General features: G+C 57.6%; 25 protein-coding genes. 14 read left to right on the forward strand and 11 right to left on the reverse strand.

The genetic code is table 11. From position 1 onward, the window contains the following. Positions 1-182 precede the first annotated feature (182 nt). From HY308_01270 to HY308_01285, 4 genes are all read right to left on the reverse strand, one after another. The gene (locus HY308_01270) at positions 183-1037 is read right to left on the reverse strand and encodes a type 1 glutamine amidotransferase (GenBank protein ID MBI3896908.1); all 855 of its coding nucleotides are present in this window, start codon (positions 1035-1037) and stop codon (positions 183-185) included. Beyond that, on the reverse strand, positions 1034-2203 hold the full coding sequence (locus HY308_01275) for an iron-containing alcohol dehydrogenase (GenBank protein MBI3896909.1): 1170 nt from the start codon (positions 2201-2203) through the stop codon (positions 1034-1036). Before HY308_01275 ends, HY308_01270 begins: the two co-directional genes overlap by 4 nt. 129 nt (positions 2204-2332) lie before the next feature. Continuing rightward, positions 2333-3727 carry an aldehyde dehydrogenase family protein gene (locus HY308_01280; GenBank protein MBI3896910.1) on the reverse strand — a complete coding sequence of 465 codons (1395 nt, stop codon included), beginning with the start codon at positions 3725-3727 and terminating at the stop codon, positions 2333-2335. 159 nt (positions 3728-3886) lie between these two features. Beyond that, positions 3887-5260, reverse strand: a complete 1374-nt coding sequence (locus tag HY308_01285) for a glutamine synthetase (GenBank protein ID MBI3896911.1) — start codon at positions 5258-5260, stop codon at positions 3887-3889. Between the two features lie 200 nt (positions 5261-5460). Here HY308_01285 and HY308_01290 point away from each other — a divergent pair, with 200 nt between their 5' ends. The 11 genes from HY308_01290 (at position 5461) to HY308_01340 (ending at position 11989) form a co-directional block, all read left to right on the forward strand. Then, positions 5461-6048 carry an RNA polymerase sigma factor gene (locus HY308_01290; protein MBI3896912.1) on the forward strand — a complete coding sequence of 196 codons (588 nt, stop codon included), beginning with the start codon at positions 5461-5463 and terminating at the stop codon, positions 6046-6048. Next, the gene (locus HY308_01295) at positions 6045-7037 is read left to right on the forward strand and encodes a hypothetical protein (GenBank protein ID MBI3896913.1); all 993 of its coding nucleotides are present in this window, start codon (positions 6045-6047) and stop codon (positions 7035-7037) included. The genes HY308_01290 and HY308_01295 overlap by 4 nt, the downstream gene beginning before the upstream one ends. A gap of 126 nt (positions 7038-7163) precedes the next feature. After that, complete coding sequence (locus tag HY308_01300) at positions 7164-7553, forward strand: RidA family protein (protein MBI3896914.1); 390 nt, start codon at positions 7164-7166, stop codon at positions 7551-7553. A gap of 21 nt (positions 7554-7574) precedes the next feature. Further along, positions 7575-8312: a class I SAM-dependent methyltransferase gene (locus tag HY308_01305; GenBank protein ID MBI3896915.1), complete on the forward strand. Its 738-nt coding sequence runs from the start codon at positions 7575-7577 to the stop codon at positions 8310-8312. 156 nt (positions 8313-8468) lie between these two features. After that, complete coding sequence (locus HY308_01310; protein ID MBI3896916.1) at positions 8469-9152, forward strand: HAD family phosphatase; 684 nt, start codon at positions 8469-8471, stop codon at positions 9150-9152. 172 nt (positions 9153-9324) lie between these two features. After that, entirely contained in the window at positions 9325-9759 is a 435-nt protein-coding gene (locus HY308_01315) for a GFA family protein (protein ID MBI3896917.1), read from the forward strand. Between the two features lie 4 nt (positions 9760-9763). Beyond that, positions 9764-10222 carry a protein tyrosine phosphatase family protein gene (locus HY308_01320; protein ID MBI3896918.1) on the forward strand — a complete coding sequence of 153 codons (459 nt, stop codon included), beginning with the start codon at positions 9764-9766 and terminating at the stop codon, positions 10220-10222. 99 nt (positions 10223-10321) lie between these two features. Beyond that, positions 10322-10720: a GFA family protein gene (locus HY308_01325; protein MBI3896919.1), complete on the forward strand. Its 399-nt coding sequence runs from the start codon at positions 10322-10324 to the stop codon at positions 10718-10720. 74 nt (positions 10721-10794) lie between these two features. Further along, positions 10795-11061, forward strand: coding sequence for a ribosomal protein L7/L12 (locus tag HY308_01330; GenBank protein ID MBI3896920.1), 267 nt, complete (start codon positions 10795-10797; stop codon positions 11059-11061). A 25-nt stretch (positions 11062-11086) separates the two neighbouring features. After that, complete coding sequence (locus HY308_01335) at positions 11087-11533, forward strand: hypothetical protein (protein MBI3896921.1); 447 nt, start codon at positions 11087-11089, stop codon at positions 11531-11533. A 42-nt stretch (positions 11534-11575) separates the two neighbouring features. After that, complete coding sequence (locus HY308_01340; GenBank protein ID MBI3896922.1) at positions 11576-11989, forward strand: hypothetical protein; 414 nt, start codon at positions 11576-11578, stop codon at positions 11987-11989. Positions 11990-12051: 62 nt separating this feature from the next. Here HY308_01340 and HY308_01345 read toward each other — a convergent pair whose 3' ends face one another. Beyond that, positions 12052-12657, reverse strand: coding sequence for a hypothetical protein (locus HY308_01345; protein ID MBI3896923.1), 606 nt, complete (start codon positions 12655-12657; stop codon positions 12052-12054). Between the two features lie 212 nt (positions 12658-12869). Between HY308_01345 and HY308_01350 the strand changes: the two genes are divergently transcribed. Beyond that, positions 12870-13367, forward strand: coding sequence for a hypothetical protein (locus HY308_01350; protein MBI3896924.1), 498 nt, complete (start codon positions 12870-12872; stop codon positions 13365-13367). A gap of 4 nt (positions 13368-13371) precedes the next feature. Further along, positions 13372-14097, forward strand: a complete 726-nt coding sequence (locus HY308_01355; GenBank protein MBI3896925.1) for a pyridoxine 5'-phosphate synthase — start codon at positions 13372-13374, stop codon at positions 14095-14097. A gap of 224 nt (positions 14098-14321) precedes the next feature. On the opposite strand, the gene HY308_01360 is transcribed toward HY308_01355, so the two are convergent. The 6 genes from HY308_01360 to HY308_01385 all read right to left on the reverse strand — a co-directional run bounded on the left by HY308_01360 (position 14322) and on the right by HY308_01385 (position 19907). Next, positions 14322-15083 (reverse strand): 3-hydroxybutyrate dehydrogenase, encoded by a 762-nt coding sequence (locus tag HY308_01360; protein ID MBI3896926.1) that lies wholly within the window; start codon positions 15081-15083, stop codon positions 14322-14324. Between the two features lie 9 nt (positions 15084-15092). After that, on the reverse strand, positions 15093-16061 hold the full coding sequence (locus HY308_01365) for a branched-chain amino acid ABC transporter permease (protein MBI3896927.1): 969 nt from the start codon (positions 16059-16061) through the stop codon (positions 15093-15095). Next, entirely contained in the window at positions 16061-16945 is an 885-nt protein-coding gene (locus tag HY308_01370; protein MBI3896928.1) for a branched-chain amino acid ABC transporter permease, read from the reverse strand. Before HY308_01370 ends, HY308_01365 begins: the two co-directional genes overlap by 1 nt. 267 nt (positions 16946-17212) lie before the next feature. Beyond that, the gene (locus HY308_01375; protein MBI3896929.1) at positions 17213-18415 is read right to left on the reverse strand and encodes an ABC transporter substrate-binding protein; all 1203 of its coding nucleotides are present in this window, start codon (positions 18413-18415) and stop codon (positions 17213-17215) included. Positions 18416-18436: 21 nt separating this feature from the next. Then, entirely contained in the window at positions 18437-19159 is a 723-nt protein-coding gene (locus tag HY308_01380; GenBank protein MBI3896930.1) for an ABC transporter ATP-binding protein, read from the reverse strand. Further along, the gene (locus HY308_01385) at positions 19152-19907 is read right to left on the reverse strand and encodes an ABC transporter ATP-binding protein (protein MBI3896931.1); all 756 of its coding nucleotides are present in this window, start codon (positions 19905-19907) and stop codon (positions 19152-19154) included. Before HY308_01385 ends, HY308_01380 begins: the two co-directional genes overlap by 8 nt. Positions 19908-20411: 504 nt before the next feature. Here HY308_01385 and HY308_01390 point away from each other — a divergent pair. Then, positions 20412-22061, forward strand: coding sequence for a RecQ family ATP-dependent DNA helicase (locus HY308_01390; protein ID MBI3896932.1), 1650 nt, complete (start codon positions 20412-20414; stop codon positions 22059-22061). The last annotated feature ends 23 nt before the right edge of the window (positions 22062-22084 follow it).

Raw genomic sequence — 22084 nt, forward strand, 5'->3', positions numbered from 1 at the left:
TGGTTCTGAGAGCTGCAACAACCGCGCCGCGCAAACACGCCGTGTCGGAAAACCGACACTGAGAAACGTTATTCCTTATATATGAGGTTTAAAAAAATGAACCGCAGGGCTGACCCCGTTTGTAGCGCGGATGAAGACGCGAAGCGCGCCGTAATCTGGGAAACGGGTTTTGGCGACTGACCTTAGCTGGACCGTAGCACCTGGCAATCGAGCCAACGTCGCAGCTCCAACCGCCGCCGCTGCGGCTGCAGCACGTCATCGCCGATGCCGTAAAGCCAGGCCAAATCGGTACGACTCGGATCGGTATGCAACGCACGCAGATCACCGACGAAGCGGTTCAGCATCGCCATATCGGCGAAAAATCGCTCCTCGATTAAGCGCGCACCGTGACGCTGGATAACGGTGGCAATCTCGTTGAGGTCGTACTCGGGGTGGTATTGCACGCCCCAACAAACACCGGCACCGAAATGAATCTCCGCTGCCTGCACCGTGCTGATGCTATTGCTGGCCAACACAACAGCATTCGTCGGCAATGCCGTGACTTCGTCCAGGTGCACGCCGATGGCCTCGAACGGGCTGCGCTTGCCGACGAACATCGCATGCGTGGCGCCGGCGCTGGTGGGGACGATGTGCCGAACGATACCCAGCTCGCGCCCACGAGGATTGGCGCGCACGTCACCGCCGGCCGCCACTACCGCGACCTGCAGGCCCCAGCAACTGCCAAACTGCGGCACAGCAGCGCTGAAAATCGCCCGCGCTAAATCGATCTGCGCCCGCACCGCCGGTTCATCTTTATATACATTCAGCGCCGAGCCGCTCCAAACGGCGCCAGCGAACGCATCAAGACCGACACCCGCCGGCAGGACCACGCCGCCGGCGCGCGCCGGATGCACGATCGTGCAGTCGATGTCGGCGCGCAGCGAGCGCAGGACATTGACGTAATGTTGGCCGGTGGCGACGCCGCCAAATGTCACATGCTTTTCGTCGGTCTCGCGCGTATTGCCGTCGACTACGAGTATCTTCAACGTCGCGGTCATTCGAGCTTTCCGGCCACCGCCTTGGAGAAAATCCTCGCCAACGCGACAGCGTCGACCGCGATCGGATTGCCGGCGACCGATGGATCGCGTTCGGCCATGCGACCGATTTCTTCGGCCCGCTCCAGCGGTACCTTCAACACCGCCAACGTTGCCGGGATACCGAGCGTGCGCCGGAATTCCAAGACCCAGGTCAGCATGCCGTTGAAAGAAGCATCGGCCAACCCGAGCACGCGTCCGAGTATCGTCATGTGCGCGCTGATCGCGCTGCGGTTGTGCAGCATCACATACGGCAGCAACACGGCGTTGGTCAAACCGTGATGTGTGTCGTACAGCGCACCGACCGAATGCGCTAATGCATGCACGGCACCCAGACCTTTTTGAAACGCCGCCGCCCCCATGCTGGCGGCGGCCAACATGTAGGCGCGCGCTTCCATGTCGTCGCCCTTGCGATACGCGCGCGGCAGGTAGGTGGCGATCAAGCGCATGCCTTCGACGGCGATGCCATCGGCCAGTGGATGAAAGCCGGGCGCGCAGTAGGCTTCGAAGCAATGCACGAACGCATCGAAGCCGGTGGCGGCGGTTACCGCCGGCGGCAAACCGAAGGTGAGCGTCGGGTCGGAGATGACGATCGCCGGCAGCATCTTCGGATGGAAAATAATTTTCTTTTCGTGCGTCGCTTCGTTGACGATCACCGCCGCGCGGCCGACCTCGGAACCGGTACCGGCAGTGGTCGGCACCGCCACCACCGGCGCGATGCCGGTGGGATCGGCACGGGTCCACCAATCGCCGATATCTTCGAAATCCCAGATCGGCCGAGTCTGACCCGACATAAACGCCACCGATTTACCGACGTCGAGCGCGCTGCCGCCGCCCATAGCGATGACGCCGTCGGCGCGATGGGCGCGATAGGCGTCCAAACCGGCGGTGACGTTGGCCGATATCGGATTGCCTTTGACGTCGGCGAACAATGCCGTCGGCAGCTGCGCCTGCGCATTGATATTGAGCGCCGCGAAAATCATCGGCGTGTCTTTGAGGCCGCGATCGGTGACAAGCAGCGGCCGCTGGATGTTGAGCACGCGACAGGCGTCGGGCAGTTCTTTAATACGATTCGGGCCGGCCCAGACGGTGGTTGGGTAGTTCCATTTGCCGGTAAGCGGTTGGATCATGCTTGCATTTCCTTTTATTACCCCCACCCTAACCCTCCCCCGCTGCGCAGGGGAGGGAATCAACGTGCCACACCTACTGAGTCCCCTCCCCTGCGCAGCAGGGGGAGGGTTAGGGTGGGGGTCTTAAAACTACAACGCCGTACGAAAATGAAACGACTTCGGCCGCGTCAACGATTCGTAGCCTAGCACCGACAACGTACAACCGAAGCCCGAATCTTTAACACCGGTCCACGCCAACGCCGGATCGAGATAATCGCAGCGATTCATGAACACCGTACCGGTTGCCAACTGCTCACCCAATTCCAGCGCCGCTTTCTCATCGCCGGTCCAAATCGACGCCGTCAGACCGTAGCGGCTGTCGTTCATCAAGCCGACCGCTTCGGCATCGGATTTCACTTTCATAATACCGACCACCGGCCCGAAGCTCTCTTCGGTCATCGCCCGCATTCGATGATCGACATCGATCAGCACTTGCGGTGCCATATATGCCGTGCCCGGCCGGTCTGCCGGAAAGCGCGTGTGATCGACCACGGCGCGCGCGCCCTGCGCGACCGCTGCATCGATTTGCCCGCGCACGAACTCCGCCGCCGACGCGCGTACCATCGGTCCGAGATTGACATCCGGGGTCAGCGGATTGCCTAAGCGATAGGCGTTGGTCAGCTCGACAAAATCGGTCACAAAGCGGCCGTAGATCGACGTGTCGACATAGATACGTTCGATGGCGCAACACGATTGGCCGGTGTTGAAGAAACTGCCGTCGACCAGATTCTCGATGGCATGCGCGAGATTGGCGTCGGCACGCACATAGGCTGGGTCTTTGCCGCCGAGCTCCAAGCCCAGACCGATAAAACGCCCGATCAGTGCGCGCTTAACCGCGTGGCCAGCCGGTACCGAGCCGGTGAAAGCGACGAAGCCGATGCGGGCGTCGGTAATCAGCTTATCGGTGTCGGCGTGGCGCAGATGTAGAAATTGAAATACGCCTTCCGGCAACCCGGCGTCGGCGAACGCCTGCGCATAACGCTCGGCGCACAGCGGCGTCTGCTGCGAGTGCTTCAAGATAACGGCATTGCCGGCCATCAATGCCGGCACAACCGCGTTGACTGAAGTGAGGTACGGATAATTCCACGGCGCGATAACGGCGACCACACCGACCGGCTCGCGTTGGATGAAGCGATTGAAACCGTTCTTGGCCTCGGGCCGAATCGGCGCTAACGCCTGCGGCGCTACTTTGAGCATATAACGCGCGCGCTCGGCGAAGCCGCGCACCTCGCCTGGCGTCTGATCGATCGGCCGGCCCATTTGCCAGGTCAACTCGAGCGCGATCTCGCTGGTGCGGGCGACGAAGGCATCGATTGCGCGCGTTAAAATTTCTTGGCGGCGCTCGATCGGGACTTTCTTCCATGCCGCTTGTGCCGTCGTTGCACGGGCGAGCGCTGCCTCGATCGCTGGCGCCGATGCTAGCGGACGTTCGACATAAACTTCGCCATCGATCGGGCTAATGGTTTGTAGCGTTGATTCAGTCATCGTGAACGCACCGATTCATGACACCACCTCGATGTAAAACTTCGCGTCCCCCTCTCCCCTTGCGGGAGAGGGGGGAAATTATGCATTACTGCAAATCACTCCCCCTCTCCCGCAAGGGGAGAGGGGAGCGCTCGTTTGAATTGCTGGCGAGCCTTTGCATTAAATAATCTCGAAGTATCGCTGCAACTGCCAATCGCTAACCGCCTTGCGCGCCTCGCGCTCTTCCCATTCGCGCGTTGCCGCGTAGTGCTCGACGAACGGCGCGCCGAACAATTCGCGCGCCGCCGTCGACGTCTTCAATCGCTGCGCCGCTTCGAACAACGTCGCCGGCAATTGCAATTCCGCCGGCAGCTCGTGCTCATAGGCGCTGCCTTCGATCGGCGCGGTCGGCTCGATACGATGCTCGATGCCCCAAAGCCCGGAGCCGATGGCGGCGGCGAGGGCGATGTATGGATTGATATCGGCGGCGGCGATCCGATACTCGACGCGCTGCGACTTGGCCGTGCCCGGAATCACACGCAATGCACAGGTGCGGTTCTCGACGCCCCAGCTCGCTTGGGTCGGCGCCCAAAACCCGGGAATCAAGCGGGTGTAGCTATTCACGGTGCAGGCAATCATTGCCAGCAACTCCGGCATCAATGCTTGTTGGCCGCCGACGAACCAACGCATCGTGTCGCTCATGTAGTGCGGTTTTTTCGGATCGTGAAATACGCTGCCACCACCGTCTTTGCGTTTCAATGACACATGCAGATGACCGCTCTGCCCCGGCCACTTGGGCGACCACTTGGCCATGAACGTCGCCATCCAGCCGCGACGCTGTGCCAGTATTTTCGTGTAGGTCTTGAACAGCGCCGCTTTGTCGGCGGCGGCCAACGCCTCGTCGACATAGATCGCCGCTTCGAGCACGCCCGGCCCGGTCTCGGTATGCAAGCCCTCGATCGGAAAATCCATGCGCTTCGACAGCTCGATTAGGTCGCGGTAGAACTCGACATGCACACTGCTGCGCAGCATCGAATACCCGAAATAGCCGGGGGTGATGCTGGCTAAATTTTGGTAGTGCTTTTGCCGAATCGAATCGGGCGTTTCGTTGAACAGAAAAAATTCGAACTCGGCGGCGGCCAATACTTTGAAATCCATCTTGGCCGCACGCTCCAGTACACGCCGCAGCAACCCGCGCGGACAAATCGCCTCGGCACGCCCGGCAAATTCGCCGAGGAACAACAGCATATGATCTTCGAACGCGAGATCGCGGCAACTGTCCGGAATAATGCGCACCAGCGCGTCAGGATAGGCGGTGTGCCAGCCGGTAAAGCGGGTATTGTCGTAAAGCTGATCGTTACTGTCCCAGCCAAGGACCACGTCGCAAAAACCAAAGCCGTCGCCTTCGAGCGCCGACAGGAATTTTTCGCGCGCCATGTACTTGCCACGCAAGATACCGTCGATATCGAACACCCCGGTGCGCACGTGGCTTAGATCATATTCTTCGACGATTCGGCGCGCATCGGCCGCCGTCTTTACCTTCCTTGAATTCATCGTGTCATCCTCTGTTATACGATTCCTTTGTCACCCGCACGCTGCCACGCACTGCTCCAACGCGCTACCTCATTTATTGTATGCCGGCAGCCAAACCCTCATCAGCGCAAGGGAGGCTTGCCGCTGGCGCGTTCCCCGCGTAGTTTAAGCCCCGTTCGCCTAACAAAAACCCCAAACAGCGAGCCGTAGCGTTTATAGCCATGGATGCGCCCGCCGATGAACAGTTGATGCTCGCCTATCGCGACGGCGACGCGCGCGCCTTCGACACGCTGTACGACCGCCACAAGGCGCCACTCTACCGCTATCTGCTGCGCCAATGTCGCATTGCCGCGGTCGCCGAGGAGTTGTTCCAAGACGTATGGACCAACCTCATCAAAGCACGTGCACGCTACGAAGTGCGAGCAAAATTCACAACCTATCTATATCGGCTGGCGCACAATCGTCTGATCGATTACTACCGGCAACAGGCCGCCGGCATGCCGATCTCCTATGAAGACGATCCGGACGACAGTCCTGCCGATAGCCCCGCCGGCCGCGCCCCGGAGGGCGAGCTCGACACGCGCCGGCAAGCGCGACGGTTGTTAGTACTGATCGCGCAATTGCCCGAGGCGCAACGCGAGGCATTTTTGTTGCGCGAGGAAGGCGGCCTGTCGCTGGAAGAAATTGCCGACGCCACCGGCGTCAACGCCGAAACCGCCAAGAGCCGTTTACGGTATGCGGTCGCCAAGCTGCGCGAAGGAATGCGGCAGGCGGGTCATGTTTCTGGAACGGAGGCCGAATCAGCATGAACAAAAACAAGGACCAAGACATGGAAATCGATTTGCCCGACGCCGACGATTTGTCGCAACTCTATGAGGTCGGTGCCGATGAGATGCCACCCGCGCGACTAGACGCGCGGATCAAAGCCGAGGCCCACGCAGCGGTCGATGGGAAACCACGCTCGTTGCTGTCCCACTGGCGCGCCCCATTCGCCACCGCCGCCGTCATCGTGCTGAGCGTGACGCTCATTACCTTCATGAAGAACGACGACGTCATGCCGCCGGCACCCAGCGCGAAGATAGCGATGCGCGAACAAGCTCGTTTGCAGCAAGCAACGCCGGATTCGTCGACCGTAGCCCCGTCCGAATCACAACACGAAGAGGAGCGCGCCGCTGACGCACCGATACCAGAACAATCGTTAGAGCTCGCAAAAAAATCCACCGACACATCGCAAAATGCGGCCGCACCCGCTACCCGAAGAGCGGAAACTGCACCGCCGGAAACGGCGACGGAACCAGCGGCCGCGCCCGCCCCCTCGGCACCCACTGCCGCAAAACCCGAGGGCACGGTCGCCGGCGCACCTGCCACGGACAACAACGCCTATCGCTCGCTCACCACCGCCGCCAAACCATTACACGGTCGCGCCGACATCGTCTCCGTCGAGGCCGACGGCACTGCCGGCGCGTATCAATTCACCGTCACTATCAAAAGCGCCGATACCGGCTGCCAACAGTACGCCGACTGGTGGGAAGTGGTCAGCGAAGACGGCCGTTTGTTGTATCGAAAAATAATGCTGCGCAGCCACGTCAACGATCAACCGTTCGCGCGCGCCGGCGGGCCGGTGCCGATTCAACCGGATACAGTCGTGTGGATTCGCGCGCATATGCGGCCGACCGGCTATGGCGGTGTTGCGTTTAAAGGATCGGTTGCGTCTGGATTTGAGCAAACGGCCTTGACCTCGCTTTTTGCGTCGACATTGACCGATGCCGCGCCACTGCCGAAAGACTGCGAATCTTAACGTCGCGTGCTCGGCTCTCGCCGGCTAGGCGTCATCGTCCAATATTTTTTTGGACGCGGCACAAGCGACGTCGATTAAGTTAGTCTCCCAATATGAACGGCCACCATGGCGCTCAAGGGAGACTAGATGACGAACAAGCTCCACGATATCGGCGTTGCGCGACAAATTGGTTCGTATAGCGACGCGGTCGAAGTACCACCTAACGCACGATGGCTTTTCACGGCGGGAACACCGGGCCTCGCGTTAGCTGGAACCTTGCCTAACGACATTACCGGTCAAGCCGAGCTGGCGTGGACGCACATTATTACCCTGCTCGAACGAGCGAGCATGACAGTCAAAGATCTCGTTAAAGTGACTCACTACTTGCTCCACGCCTCGGATATTCCGGCTTACGTAAAAGTCCGCTCTCGTTTTCTCGGCGATGCTCGTCCTGCATCCATGTTGCTGATTATTCCCGAGCTCGTACGCCCTGAATTCTTATTGGAGATTGAGGTTTATGCGGCGCAATGCGCCTAACGCTGCGTCGCGGGAAGATTTATGAAGGAGCTTTACGATCAGATCGGTCGCGGATACACCAGCCGTCGCCAGCAAGAGCCGAGAATCTTTGCGCACATTCGGCAACAATTGGACGGTGCATCTGCGGTACTAAACGTAGGTGCCGGTGTCGGCGCTTACGAGCCCACCGATTTGCCCGTGGTTGCGGTAGAGCCATCGGCACAAATGATTTCGCAACGTCGACAATGTTCGAATATTGTACAGGCGAAGGCGGAAGCCCTGCCGTTCGTTGACAGCGCATTCGATTCGACGATGGCCGTTCTCACTCTGCATCATTGGCAAGACAAGAAAAAAGGACTGACGGAGTGTGCCCGCACCGCCCGCAAACAAATTGTTATTTTTACTTGGGATCCAGAATCGAATGGCTTCTGGCTCGTACAGGACTATTTCCCTGAACTTCTTTCATTTGATCGAGCTATTTTCCCAACCGTCGCTGAGATCGAACGCCAGCTGGGTCGTATCACCGTTCAGCCGGTCCCGATCCCAGCAGACTGTGTCGATGGTTTCTTGGGCGCATATTGGTGTCGGCCACAGGCTTATCTTGATAGGGGGATCCGCTCCGGCATGTCGTCGTTCTCTCGTATCCCGGACGTCGAAACGCGCATCGACGAATTGAGCAAAGATCTTGCCTCGGGTGGATGGGAACGCAAGCATCGACATCTGCTCAATGTCGACGCGCTCGATGTTGGTTATCGGCTCATAACGGTCAGGTTACAGTAACAACAGCTAACAAGGCGCTCGATCTAGGCGCAGTACCGCTAACTCCCGAGTCAAGCTCGCGACCTTGGCAAAGTCCATCGAGGCCCAACTCTTCGATCGAGCGGACATCTAACAGGTGAATTTAGGAAAATTTGAACATAACCGCTGCTTTTCGTTATGCAAGAAAAGAACACGCACGACATCCGTAAATTTGCGTTGGTCATCTTCGACTGCGACGGTGTACTAGTCGATAGCGAACGCATTACCAACCAAGTTTTTGCGCACATGCTCAATGAGCTCGGCATCCCGGTAACGCTAGACGATATGTTTGAACGTTTTGTCGGGCGTTCTATGAATCAATGCCTTGAGCTCATTACCGAGCTCTTGGGGAACACTCCGCCGGCTGACTTCGTCGAAAACTATCGCCGTAGAACGAGCGAAGCGCTGGCGACGCTGCTAATGCCGGTAGCGGGCATCGAAGCCGCGTTAAACACCATCAAGCTTCCTTGCTGTGTCGCCTCCAGCGGCGACCACGAGAAAATGCGCACAACGCTCGGTATTACAAAGCTGTTGCCTCGCTTCGACGGAAAACTTTTTAGTGTCACTGAGGTGGCGAGAGGCAAACCAGCACCCGATGTATTTCTCTATGCCGCCGGTAAATACAACGTAAAGCCATCGGCTTGCGTCGTCATTGAAGATACGCCGACAGGCGTGTCAGCCGGTATTGCCGCCGGCATGACGGTGTATGGATATTCGGCACTTACCCCGGCGGCGCGGCTTCTCAGCGCCGGAGCACATCAGGTATTCAGCGACATGGCAGAGTTGCCTGCACTTATCGATATGGGTATTCCACGACAATAAGAATGGGCCGGTGGTGGAGAGGCAATCGTACTAAGTTCATATGCTCTCCCCTCTCCCTTGTTCCCTCTCCCGCAAGGGGAGAGGGAAACTCAAGGCTATATGCCGAAAACATTCTTTGGCAAATTATACGGAACAGGACACTAGCTCAACGTTAGATATTTCGGAATCATCTATGCGCGGTAAATGCCTTTGCGGGGAAATCGAGTTTGAAATTGTCGGCGCTCTTCCGCGACTCTATCAATGTCATTGTTCGCTTTGTCGCAAGCAAGGCGGCTCCGCTTCAAACACGGCACTCATTATTGCCGCTGAAAATTTTCGTTGGCTTGCCGGTGAAACGTATATTTCGTCGTACGTTAAAGCCAGCGGGTTCCGTTCAGACTTCTGTTCCCAATGCGGTTCACCTACGCCCAATCCGCTGAGAAACACCCCCTACTTTTGGGTGCCAGCCGGGTTGCTGGATAACGGCGATCAGCTCGAAATTGGCGCACACTTATACGTCGGTTCGAAAGCATCGTGGGATGCGACCATCGTCGCCGGGGCGCAATACGAAATGATGCCCGAATTATCGGCGCTTATTGAGTTGTTACACTCAAAGACCCATGCCTGACTCGATGGAAAAAGTGGTCGACATTTATAACTACCGACCGGTAGACAGCAAGCTGTCTACTTCCGGCCAGCCGTCTGAAGCCCAGCTGGCCGCTGCGGCGCGCGAAGGATTCGAGGTCGTTATCAACCTCGCGTTACACAATGATCCTCGGTACTCACTGCACGACGAAATTGGTGTAGTTCGTTCCCTCGGTATGGAGTACGTCCATATACCCGTGCAATTCGCAGCGCCGGCTGAAGTAGATCTGTTAGCATTTTTCGCCGCCATAGAAAAATTTCAAGAAAAAAAGACGTTGGTACACTGTGCAGCGAATAAGCGGGTCACGGCTTTTTTCGGACTGTATCGCGCTATAAAACAAAAATCCGCGCACGCGGAAGCGTTTGCGTTAATGAAGTCAGTTTGGGAACCCGATCCAGCGTGGTCATCGTTTATAGCCGCCATGCTCGCAAAACATCACGGCTAGCAAGTATTCGTGGCGAACACCGCGAGACAACGGCGCGCGTCCTCTTAACGCGATCGTTCGCGCCGATCAACAGAATGCTAATCTATCGACGGAGGTCGCATGCTTAACGGTAGCTGTCTATGTGGTGCCATAACCTACGAGGTCCACTCAGCATTGGGTCCGATTGTGATGTGTCATTGCGCAAAATGTCGCAAAGCAAACGGCTCCGCGTTTGCAACGAACGCGCCGATCAAGGCGCAGGATTTTAAACTCGTTAGTGGAGAGAATGTTTTAGCGGAATACGAATCGACGCCGGGCGTATTTCGGGTTTTTTGCAGGAACTGCAGCTCTCCGCTTTATAGCAAGCGTCGATCGCTGCCCGAAATAATTCGGCTGCGCATTGGTACGCTCGACACACCGATAGTGAGTAAGCCTAGCGCCCATATCTTCGTAGGCTCGAAAGCCGAGTGGTATGAAATACTCGATGACTTGCCGCAACATGCTGAACGACCTTCTTGAAGCAACGGCTGTTGTGAAGTCCAGCGCCGTCGTCACTCACCAAAAGACGATCATTAAACGCAACGGAATCCTCAATGACCGAAAATACCTCTTTGTCCGCGGCGGCGATATCCGCTTTACAACGGGGCAACAAAATAGAAGCCATCAAGCATGTCCGAGAAGAACGGAACATCGGTCTCAAGGAAGCGAAAGACCTAGTCGAAGACTATCTAAAGACTCAACCTTCCCTGCAAAGGAAGCTCGATAGCACTCAAGCAGAAACCAAACGTGGGTGCTTGCTGGTGTTAGGGGTTATTCTGGCGCTCATTGTCTTTGGTTACTATTTCATCGTCGGAAAATAATAAAGTCTCCTTAGTTCTTCAACGTATGAACACTTCACCGTCGTTTGTCTTCTGGTGGCGCTGGCTGATCGTCGTTACCGTCGGCGTTTTACTTCTCGGTATCGGCATGGTGCTGGCGCCAACTCTTACGCTGCAGTCATTCGGGTTGCTTGTCTTCTCGTCAGCGCAAGGCATTACCGGCTTTGAAACAACGGCTGTCTCTTACATCACTCTGGTGCACGCCGTTCTCGGCGCAACGCTGTTCGGTTGGGGCGCGGCGCTGCTAATCGTGTTGTTGGGACCGTTTCGTCGGGGCTCTAAAGAAGGCTGGTTCATGGTTGCTGCGTCCTTACTGGCTTGGTTCGTTCCCGATACCGCCTTTTCGTTATGGTCCGGGTTCTGGCAAAATGCTGTGCTGAACTCTGTGTTCGCAATCGCCTTTGCCATCCCTTTGGCGGCAACTTATCGCTTTACCGGGAAGCAACTCACTTAACCACGTGTCGAACGATTAGCGATCCGCTAGACTCCTAAGCTCATGTATCGCCCACGCCGCATCGAAAGCCACGCCGACTGGTCGGACGCTGACCAGATCAAGCTCTACACCATTTCCGCGCATCAGCGACCGGTATTGTTCGACGAGTTCCTGCCGCGACTGGCTGACGTAAAAGCGCAAAAGAAAATTTCCTGGGCGTCGACACCGGCCTTCGCCATTCTGCACGACGGCGTCGCTCCCTATTTAATTCTCGCGTGGTGGGGGAACGACAACGAGCTTTTTACGTCGGTGTCGGTAAAGACCGCGTCCGGGTGGGCCGAAGATCCGGCGCGTTATTCTTTTTGCGTTTTTGAAATGGAGATCATGTGGCACGAGCGGAATTTTTTTATCGAATCGGTGTATTGCGCGGCGCCCGATCTCGATGCTTACCGGACCAAACGATTTTCAAATGTTTAATGAAGTCGCTGCCACTGATCTCACTATTGGTCGGTACTCGCAACACCCCGTCGCGCTGTTGCTTAACCGGCGGCGGTTTTTGGTAGCGGGCCTGCTTCCGCAGTTGCACATGGCGTGAAGTGTAAGCCAGTGAGCTTATGTTTGTTTACCAACTCTTCCAGAAACTCGCCTTTGACTTTCACGTTAATGTACGTATCGGGGTACACGAAAATACGGTTGTCTGGAATATTCTTCTCGACAAATACAGCTCGCCGCAATCCGCCTTTGCTGCCATCTCGACGGATACGGTAGGTGCTCAACTCCTCTGACAACGCATTTTCCACTCGATGAAGGATATTGAGTAGATACCAATGCTCTGAATCTTCTCCATCCACCTTAATCGGTAAATATTCTGCATCGTCCCCTAACACCGGCGCCAACACCTTCTTGGCCCTTTTGTTCATGGCGATATTTGTGCCAGCGCCGATCACTAACACGAAATCGTTGATGACTAGGTTTTGACGCTTCTGGTTGTTTTTCAGATGCCACATGAACTGAATCGGCTTCCAGTCTTTTTTTGAATAACCGTTAAAAACGTGGCTATTTTCACTGGAGTCGCTTTCGTATGCAAAAACTAAGTCGCCGTGTTGTGGGTTGTCGGTAGCCGCGCTTACTGAGTAGATCGCCATATCCAACCCCTAGATCTCGTCGTTAAATTCACTGTATAGAGCCGTCTTTTTGATATGACTTCTCGCTTACGCCATCTCGATGGTCGCTCAATAGACCGATAAAATGTAGTACTACGATTGGATGCATCGAACAAATGAAATCAGCATGCACGCGACGATATTATTACGTGACGTCTCTGGCAATCGGCGTTTGCCTCAATACAGCGGGTTGTATGATCGTACATAAACCGTCGGCCGAAGAACTACGCGCACTCGATCAACCGCCGGCCGCTGTCGTCGCCAAGATTGATCGATTTCTACCGCCGGCATTGAACTGGTACAACCAGATAGAGGCTCAACTATTACCGCAAGGACGCCCACTTTCCGCCGCTGAAGTCGACAGCGCGCGTCAACTGGGAGTCGCCCATCCGGAGAAAGTGCGGGTTGTCGTGCTCGATACATTCCCGATGCCGGAAGATCCGGAGTTGCGTGCCAACGCAGAACGTTATGGGATGGGCAACCATTCTGAAAACGGTCGTGCTATCGGTTATGCGATCATGCTAAAACCACAGTATAAGGACGAGCCGACCCTGCTCCGTCACGAGCTGGTACACGTAGGCCAACATGACCGACTCGGTCGCACGGCGTTCATACGGCGCTACTTAGTCGAAATGGAGATGATGGGATACGCTCGATCGCCGCTCGAACTCGAAGCTTACGAGAAACAATGACGCCATGACGAAGCTGTCCGTTAACATCAACAAGATCGCCCTGCTGCGCAATTCGCGCGGCCGCAATTTCCCGGACGTGCGGGCGTTCGCCGGTCGCTGCCTCGATCTCGGTGCGCACGGCATCACGTTGCATCCGCGCCCAGATCAGCGGCATGCGCGTTATACCGATGTCGCCGAGCTTAAAACGCTGTGTACCGAACACGGACGCGAGTTGAACGTCGAAGGTTATCCGACCGAAGAATTTCTCGCGGTCGTCAAGCGTACGCGTCCGCAGCAGTGCACGCTGGTTCCCGACGATCCGGGCCAACTGACGTCGGATCATGGTTGGGACATCCGCAAAGAATCCAAATTTCTACGGCGCATCATTGCCGAGCTGCAAGATGCCGGGATTCGCACCAGCCTGTTCGTCGATGCCGACTACCCGGCGATTGAAGCCGCCAAAGAGGTAGGCGCCGACCGAGTCGAGCTTTACACGGAGCCTTATGCCGAAACTTTCGGTAGCGCGGGCAACGACGAGGTTCTTGAAAATTTTCGTCGGGCCGCGGAAAAGGCGCAAACGGCCGGCCTCGGCGTGAACGCGGGACACGATTTGAATTTGCAGAATCTGCCGCGCTTCCTGAAAATTCCCGGCATTTTAGAAGTCTCGATCGGTCACGCGCTGGTGGCTGAATGCATCGAGCTGGGAATGGAGCAAGTCGTTAAGCGTTACGTCGAAATCGTCGGCGATTGACTAGCGCCCCGAGTCATAAATTCGTTGAATAAATGTATCGCTAGCCGCTCCCCTCTCCCTTGTTGTATTCCCACCTGGGTGCAGGAAAATCGCCTGCACCCGTTCGGCGGCGCGAACACACGTTAAGTGTGTACACGAAAACTCCGCCTCACCTCCCGCAAGGGGAGAGGGAGACGCAGCACCAAGCGGCCGGGAATTTTTTACTGAATTAATGACTCGGGAGACTAGCGCGCGGTCCATCCAAGATCCATCATCAACGCCGCGCCGGTGAAGACCTCGCCGGTCGGCGTGCACAAATAAGCGACGAAGTCCGCCACTTCTTCCGGCGCGATCAAGCGTTTCACCGCCGCCGGCTCCAGCATGATCTGCTCGATTACCTCTTCCGGTTTGATACCGCGGGTGCGCGCCTGATCGGCGATTTGGCTGTCGACCAATGGCGTGCGTACGTACGCCGGGCAGATGGCGTTGGCGGTGATGCCGAACGGCCCGCCTTCGAGCGCAGCCGTGCGCGTTAGGCCGACGAGGCCGTGCTTGGCGGAGATATACGCCGCTTTATTCGGCGAGGCGATGACACCGTGAATCGACGAAATGTTGATCACGCGGCCCCAGCGCTGCGCCTTCATCGCCGGCCAGGCGTAGCGCGTCAGCAAGAACGGTGCGGTCAGCATCACCGCAATCATCTTGTCCCACATGTCTTCGGGGAATTCTTCGATCGGCGCGACATGCTGGAAGCCGGCGTTGTTGACCAGAATGTGAATCGTGCCGAAGCGCGTGAGCGTTTCGTCGATCAAACGCTTACAGTCGGCGCGCTTTCCTGAATCGCTTTGCACGAACACACCGCCGATCGCCTGCGCCACTTGCGCACCGCTGGCGGCAATATCGGCGACAACGACACGCGCGCCGTCAGCGGCTAAACGTTCGGCGATCGCCTTACCTAAACCACTGGCGGCACCGGTTACGACAGCAACTTTTCCTGAGACGCTCATAGCGTCACCTCACAACGATTTCTTGAGCATGCGGCCAATCTCGCCGACGACGCCGCGACGAAACACGAGCACGCAGATAACAAAGATCGCCCCCTGTACCACCGTCACCCAGGCGCCGAGTTGCGCGAGATAGTTTTCCAAACCGATGATGATGAAGGCACCGACTACCGGTCCGAAGATCGTGCCGAGACCGCCGAGCAACGTCATCAATACGACTTCGCCGGACATGGTCCAGTGCACGTCGGTGAGCGACGCCAGCTGAAATACCAAGGCCTTGGTGGCGCCGGCAAGACCGGCGAGTGTTGCCGACAGCACGAACGCGAGCAGCTTGTAGCGATCGGTATCGAAGCCGAGCGAGATCACCCGCGGTTCGTTCTCACGAATCGCCTTCAGCACGTTGCCGAACGGCGAATGGATGATGCGATAGATAAGCAGAAAACCGCCGACGAAGATCGCCAGGACGACGAGATACATCGCCGTGACATCGTTGAGATCGATCAAACCGAACAGCCGGCCGCGCGGCACCGCTTGGATGCCGTCTTCGCCGCCGGTGAACGGCGCGCGTACGTAAAAGAAGTAAATCATTTGCGCCAACGCCAAGGTGATCATGGCGAAATAGATACCTTGGCGGCGAATGGCGATGAGGCCGGTGACGATGCCGAGCAACGCCGACGCCGCCGCACCGCACAAAATGGCGAGCTCCGGCGTCAGGCCCCAAGCCTTGGCGGTATACGCGCAAATATAACTGGCAGTGCCGAAAAAAATCGCGTGCCCGAACGACAATAGGCCGCCGTAGCCGATGAGCAAATTGAAGGCACAGGCGAACAGCGCGAAGCACATGATCTTCATCAAGAACACCGGATAGACCACTAGCGGTGCCAATATAAAGAACAACAGCATCAACGCGAAGGCGATGCGCTGCGGCTTGAGATCGCCGGTCGCGACCGGGGCGGTTAGGGTTGTCGAGTTGTTCGCCATCAGCGTTGTCCGAACAGGCCGGTCGGTTTGAACATGAGGACGATCGCCATGACGATGAAAATCACGGTGTTCGATGCCTCGGGATAAAAGACCTTGGTCAGGCCCTCGACCACGCCGAGCGCGAAGCCGGTGACGATCGCGCCCAAGATCGAGCCCATACCGCCGATCACGACCACGGCGAACACGACGATGATGAGGTTCGCGCCCATCAAGGGGTTGACCGAGTAGATCGGTGCCGCCATGACGCCGGCGAATGCGGCCAGCGCGACGCCGAAGCCGTAGGTCAGTGTGATCATGCGCGGCACATTGATGCCGAACGCTTGCACTAACGCCGGATTTTCGGTGGCAGCGCGCAAGTAGGCGCCGAGCTTGGTCTTCTCGATCATGAACCAGGTACCGAAACAAATGACGACCGACGCGACGATGACCCAGGCGCGATAGTTCGGCAGGAACATGAAACCGAGGTTATGCCCGCCCTGCAACTCGGTTGGGGTCGGATACGGCAGACCGGACGAGCCGAACTCGTTGAGGAACAGGCCTTGAATCACTAATGCTACGCCGAAGGTCAGCAATAACCCGTATAGATGATCGAGTCCGTAGAGCCGCGACAGCATTAACCGTTCGATGAGCATGCCGATAATACCGACGATGATCGGCGCGAGCACGAGCGCCCACCAATAGCCGAGGCCGAGATAGGTCAACAGAAAATAAGCGCAGAACGCACCGAGCATGTACAACGCGCCGTGCGCGAAGTTGATGATATTGAGCAGACCGAAGATGACGGCGAGGCCGAGCGACAACAGCGCATAGAACGAGCCGTTGATTAGGCCGATTAATAATTGGCCGAAGAGTGCTTGGGTAGGGACGCCGAAGATTGTGTTCATAGCGAGGGCTTAACGAAGCGCCCCCCTCCCCCCTTGCGGGGGAGGGGACGGGGGAGAGGGGGAATCGTTTCCAACTCTGAAATCATGGCGTACTCGAAGTTCATAGTATTCCCCCTGTCATGTTCCCGCCGGGGTGCACAAAAATCGTGTGCACCCGTTCAGCGGCGTGAATGCACGTTAAGTGCATTCACGAAATCTCCGCCTCACCCCCCGCAAGGGGGGAGGGGAACTCTACGTTTTGCGATGGGTGAAAAATTTAGAGGTGCATTACTTCACCAGCTCGCACCCACCCTCTTTCAACGGTCGAAACGCTTGCTCCGCCGGAATGGTGGCGCGCACTTTGTAGTAATCCCACGGACCCTTCGACTCGCTCGGCTTCTTCACCTCGTATAAATACATTGGGTGAATCTTGCGGCCGTCCTGGCGAATCGAGCCTTTGCCGAACAGCGGATCGTCGGTCGGCAACTCCTTCATCTTGGCGACGACCTTGGCGCCGTCGCTGTCGGACTTCAACGCGTCGACCGCTTTCAAGTAATGCAACACCGATGAATACACGCCGGCCTGTACCATCGTCGGCATGCGCTTGTGCTTGTCGAAGAAGCGCTTCGACCAAGCACGCGTACCGTCGGTTTGATCCCAATAGAACGACTCGGTCAACACCAAACCCTGCGCTTTATCGAGACCGAGCGCATGCACATCGCTGATAAACACCAGCAGACCGGCGAATTGCTGACCGCCTTGGGTGATGCCGAACTCGGCGCCCTGCTTGATCGCGTTGACCGTGTCGCTGCCGGCGTTGGCGAGGCCGATGATCTTGGCCTTCGACGCTTGTGCTTGCAGCAAGAACGAGGAGAAATCGGAATTGGGGAAGGGATGGCGGACTTTGCCGAGGACTTTGCCGCCGTTCTTGAGGATCACGGCTTCGGTGTCGCGCTCGAGCGCTTGGCCAAAGGCGTAGTCAGCGGTCAAGAAGAACCAGGTAGTGCCGCCGGTGCGAACGACTGCCGAGCCGGTGCCGTTCGCCAGTGCCCAAGTGTCGAAAGTCCAGTGCACCGTGTTCGGCGAGCACGACTTGCCGGTGAGATCGGAGCTACCGGCGCCGGAATCGAGAAAGACTTTGTTCTTGTCGCGCGTGATTTGGTTGACCGCTAATGCCACCGATGACGTCGGCACATCGACGATCACATCGACGCCGTCGACGTCGTACCACTGACGGGCGACGTTCGAGCCGACATCGGGTTTGTTTTGATGATCGGCGGCGACAACTTCCACTTTCATGCCTTTCTTGGCCGCACCGAAATCTTCGACTGCCATGCGCGCCGCCAGTACCGATCCCGGCCCGGACAGATCAGCGTAGGTGCCCGATTGATCGTTGAGTACGCCGATTTTGACGACACCCCCTGAGATCGCCGCTTGTGCAGCACCGGCGGTGAACGCCATTGCCGCGGCTAATAAACATCGCTTGAACATATCGTCGCTCCTTATCGTTACCTACACGCCCAAATAATTGTGCAGCTTACCGAGATTCGCCGGCAGCTCGGCATTGCGGATCATGTCGACCACGCGACCGCCGTTTTCCATAACGTAATGCCGATCGGCGACGCCGGCGGCGAAACGAAAATTTTGCTCGACCAGCAAAATCGTAAAGCCGGCGGTTTTGAGCCGGGCGATGGTGTGGCCGATCTGTTGCACGATGACCGGCGCTAACCCTTCGGTCGGTTCGTCGAGCAGCAACAATTGCGCGCCGGTGCGCAGGATGCGGCCGATGGCGAGCATCTGTTGCTCGCCGCCGGAAAGCTTGGTGCCTTGGCTGGTCTGGCGTTCCTTTAAGTTCGGAAACAACTCGTAGATCTGCGCTACTGCTAATCCGCCACCGACGCGCACCACCGGCGGCAGCAACAAGTTCTCTTTGACATTCAAGCTGGCAAAGATGCCGCGCTCTTCTGGGCAAATGGCGATGCCGAGCTTGGCGATGCGATTCGACGGCAGGCGAATGATCTCGGCATCGCCGAATCGAACCGAGCCTTGCCGGCGACCGACCATGCCCATGATCGAGCGCAGCGTCGTTGTCTTACCGACGCCGTTGCGTCCGAGCAAGGTCACGACTTCACCACGATGAATGTCGAAGCTCGTGCCGTGCAAGATGTGGGATTCGCCGTACCAGGCGTTGAGATCGCGCACCGACAATAGCGGCTGAGCGGCGGCCTCAGACATGCTCCGATCCTAAGTAAGCCTGCTTGACCGTGGGATTTTTTGAGACGGTGGCGTAGTCGCCCTCGGCAATGATCTCGCCGCGGGCGAGCACGGTGATGCGATCGCACAGATTCGAAACCACACTCAAATTATGCTCGACCATCAACACCGTGCGATTCGTCGACACGCGCTTGATCAACGCGGCAATGCGCTCGACATCCTCGTGCGTCATGCCGGCGGTCGGTTCATCGAGCAACATCAGCTCCGGTTCGAGCGCCAACGTCGTCGCGATCTCGAGCGCGCGCTTGCGGCCGTATGGCAACTCGACCGCCGGTACTTCGGCGTATGCCGATAGGCCGACCGCATCCAGCAATTCATGGGCGCGCTCGCTCAACACGATCAGCCCGGCGCACGAGCGCCAGAAATCGAACGAATGACCCTGCCGACGCTGCAGCGCAATGCCGACGTTTTCGAGCACGGTGAGATGCGGAAACACGGCGGAGATTTGAAACGAGCGCACCAACCCACGGCGCGCAATCTGCGCCGGCCGCGTGCGCGTTATGTCGTGACCGTTATAGAAAATACTGCCGCGCGTCGGCGGCAAAAACTTGGTGAGTAAATTGAAGACGGTGGTTTTACCGGCGCCGTTCGGACCGATCAACGCATGGATGTGGCCGCGTTGGATTTTCAAACTAACGCCGTTGACGGCCACGAAACCTTTGAACTCTTTCAAAAGGTCCCTGGTTTCGAGAATGTAGCCGTCAACCATGACATCTCTTCCCGTTGTTGTGTGGTGCGTTATCACCCCAGCACGGTTAGATCATGCCGGAGCATGGAATCACGAGCAAGCGAACGTCTCCTCACTTATGTTGTTGCTTACGGCTATTTAGACCGTTGCACGATGTGCGCGACAGCATTAACGCGTGCGTGTCTCTTCGGGCACATCCGCATTGTTGAAGCGACGACGGCGCCATTAAATGTTTGCCAACCTATTGGAGGAAAAGACCATGGACCGGTTACAGTTCTGACGCTATTTGCTCGCCATCGTAATTTCGCGTGGGCAAATACGGCCCACGCGAACCGAAAGAGTTGTTGGCCGATTTGCCACCGATCAAAAACGGCGATGCAGCGGCGGTGCGGGTGCTGCGCTAATTTTTCGATTGCGCCATGTCAACACCACTGGGGATAAACCCCTAACCCGCCCGGCCTTACCCTCATTGAAACTAGAGTAAGTCTCCTCTAGCCTGTCGTGCTTATTTGTAGCGGGCACGTCGTGAGCGGTATCGACTGGAACAGCATTGCACGCGAAGCAAGGACGCGCTTCGGAATTACTAGATTCCGCTTGGGCCAACGCGCGCTGATCGAAGCGGTACTAACCGGCCGCGACGCGCTTGGCATCATGCCGACCGGGGGCGGCAAATCGCTCGCCTATCAATTACCCGCCCTCTTCCTGCCGAAGACCACCGTTGTCGTCTCGCCGTTGATCGCGCTGATGCAGGACCAGCAAGCGAAGGCGATCGACGCCAACCTCGCCGCGGTAAAAATCGACTCTACACTAACCGATCGCGAACAACGGGCGGCCGCGGCTGAAATCGCCGATGGCGACGTTCGTATCGTCTACGTGACACCCGAGCGCCTGGAAGATCCCGATTACGTGACGCTATTACGCAACCGCGGCGTCTCGCGGCTGGTGATCGACGAAGCGCATTGCATCTCGCAGTCGGGCCACGACTTTCGTCCGGCGTATCTCGCCCTACGCGATGTGGTGCGCCGGCTCGGCCGGCCGCCGGTGTTGGCGTTGACCGCGACCGCACCGGAGCCTGTCACGCGCGATATCCTGCAACAGCTCGATATCGCCGGCGCACAAATCGTCAACACCGGCGCCGACCGCGAAAATCTAATTCTCGATGTACGCCGCACACCGACCGACGCCGCCAAGCGCGGCGCGCTGCTGCGTATTTTGCAAACGATGACCGGTCCGACCATCGTCTATGCCGCCACCGTGCGCGTCGTCGACCAGTTATGGAGTTGGCTGCGCGACCGCGGTTATTCGACGACGCGTTACCACGGTGAACTGAAGCCGCGCGAACGCGAGCAAGCGCAGACCGGTTTCATGGAAAATCGTTTTCGTATCGTCGTGGCAACGAAAGCCTTCGGCCTCGGCATCGATAAACCGGATATTCGGCTGGTCGTGCACTATCACTTTCCCGATTCACCGGAGACGTATTACCAAGAGGCCGGTCGCGCCGGTCGCGATGATCGACCGGCGCGGGCGATCCTGCTTTATCAACTCGAAGACCGCCGCATTCAATCGTACTTTTTGGGCGGCAAGTATCCGCGCCATGAAGATTCGCAGAAGGTCTACGAAGCGCTGCTGGCGGGCGACGATAACAAAACCATGACACCGCGCGAGCTGGTACGGCTGACGGGCTTGAGCGAACGACGTATTAAGGTGATCGTTGCCCAGCTCGAATTGATCGGTATCTTGCAACGGCGCGGTCGCCGACTACAGCAACAACGTGCGTTCGCCAATCCGCGCGAGCTCGACCAATTCCTGCACGAATACGAGCGCCGCGCCGCCGCCGAACGCGAACGACTCGATGCCATCATGCATTATGCGCAGTCGGCCCTGTGCCGCATGCGTTACCTGCGTAACTATCTCGGCGACCACACCGAGATCGATTGCAACCGCTGCGACAATTGCCGCCAACGCGCGAGCCCACCGCGGCGGGTGATGCGCGCACCGAAAAGAATTACCGCCAAACCCGTCGATCCCGCCCGCCCGAATAAAGGCCAGCGCGTTTGGCACGCGCGTTTCGGCGAGGGTGAAATCCTCGACAACGGCGGCGAACACTTCACGGTCAACTTCCCGCGCGTCGGTGTGAAGCGGATTTTGGCGTCTTACCTTAAGCCGAATCCGTGAGCATTGTTGCCGCTAGGACGAGC

It is taken from the genome of Gammaproteobacteria bacterium, from assembly GCA_016199745.1.
GTDB lineage: Bacteria > Pseudomonadota > Gammaproteobacteria > Acidiferrobacterales > Sulfurifustaceae > JACQFZ01.

Bases quoted from the DNA above. Each gene is read 5' to 3' on its own strand.
- HY308_01270 (MBI3896908.1), bottom strand. From the start codon at position 1,037: ATGACCGCGACGTTGAAGATACTCGTAGTCGACGGCAATACGCGCGAG.
- HY308_01275 (MBI3896909.1), bottom strand. From the start codon at position 2,203: ATGATCCAACCGCTTACCGGCAAATGGAACTACCCAACCACCGTCTGG.
- HY308_01280 (MBI3896910.1), bottom strand. From the start codon at position 3,727: ATGACTGAATCAACGCTACAAACCATTAGCCCGATCGATGGCGAAGTT.
- HY308_01285 (MBI3896911.1), bottom strand. From the start codon at position 5,260: ATGAATTCAAGGAAGGTAAAGACGGCGGCCGATGCGCGCCGAATCGTC.
- HY308_01290 (MBI3896912.1), top strand. From the start codon at position 5,461: ATGGATGCGCCCGCCGATGAACAGTTGATGCTCGCCTATCGCGACGGC.
- HY308_01295 (MBI3896913.1), top strand. From the start codon at position 6,045: ATGAACAAAAACAAGGACCAAGACATGGAAATCGATTTGCCCGACGCC.
- HY308_01300 (MBI3896914.1), top strand. From the start codon at position 7,164: ATGACGAACAAGCTCCACGATATCGGCGTTGCGCGACAAATTGGTTCG.
- HY308_01305 (MBI3896915.1), top strand. From the start codon at position 7,575: ATGAAGGAGCTTTACGATCAGATCGGTCGCGGATACACCAGCCGTCGC.
- HY308_01310 (MBI3896916.1), top strand. From the start codon at position 8,469: ATGCAAGAAAAGAACACGCACGACATCCGTAAATTTGCGTTGGTCATC.
- HY308_01315 (MBI3896917.1), top strand. From the start codon at position 9,325: ATGCGCGGTAAATGCCTTTGCGGGGAAATCGAGTTTGAAATTGTCGGC.
- HY308_01320 (MBI3896918.1), top strand. From the start codon at position 9,764: ATGGAAAAAGTGGTCGACATTTATAACTACCGACCGGTAGACAGCAAG.
- HY308_01325 (MBI3896919.1), top strand. From the start codon at position 10,322: ATGCTTAACGGTAGCTGTCTATGTGGTGCCATAACCTACGAGGTCCAC.
- HY308_01330 (MBI3896920.1), top strand. From the start codon at position 10,795: ATGACCGAAAATACCTCTTTGTCCGCGGCGGCGATATCCGCTTTACAA.
- HY308_01335 (MBI3896921.1), top strand. From the start codon at position 11,087: ATGAACACTTCACCGTCGTTTGTCTTCTGGTGGCGCTGGCTGATCGTC.
- HY308_01340 (MBI3896922.1), top strand. From the start codon at position 11,576: ATGTATCGCCCACGCCGCATCGAAAGCCACGCCGACTGGTCGGACGCT.
- HY308_01345 (MBI3896923.1), bottom strand. From the start codon at position 12,657: ATGGCGATCTACTCAGTAAGCGCGGCTACCGACAACCCACAACACGGC.
- HY308_01350 (MBI3896924.1), top strand. From the start codon at position 12,870: ATGATCGTACATAAACCGTCGGCCGAAGAACTACGCGCACTCGATCAA.
- HY308_01355 (MBI3896925.1), top strand. From the start codon at position 13,372: ATGACGAAGCTGTCCGTTAACATCAACAAGATCGCCCTGCTGCGCAAT.
- HY308_01360 (MBI3896926.1), bottom strand. From the start codon at position 15,083: ATGAGCGTCTCAGGAAAAGTTGCTGTCGTAACCGGTGCCGCCAGTGGT.
- HY308_01365 (MBI3896927.1), bottom strand. From the start codon at position 16,061: ATGGCGAACAACTCGACAACCCTAACCGCCCCGGTCGCGACCGGCGAT.
- HY308_01370 (MBI3896928.1), bottom strand. From the start codon at position 16,945: ATGAACACAATCTTCGGCGTCCCTACCCAAGCACTCTTCGGCCAATTA.
- HY308_01375 (MBI3896929.1), bottom strand. From the start codon at position 18,415: ATGTTCAAGCGATGTTTATTAGCCGCGGCAATGGCGTTCACCGCCGGT.
- HY308_01380 (MBI3896930.1), bottom strand. From the start codon at position 19,159: ATGTCTGAGGCCGCCGCTCAGCCGCTATTGTCGGTGCGCGATCTCAAC.
- HY308_01385 (MBI3896931.1), bottom strand. From the start codon at position 19,907: ATGGTTGACGGCTACATTCTCGAAACCAGGGACCTTTTGAAAGAGTTC.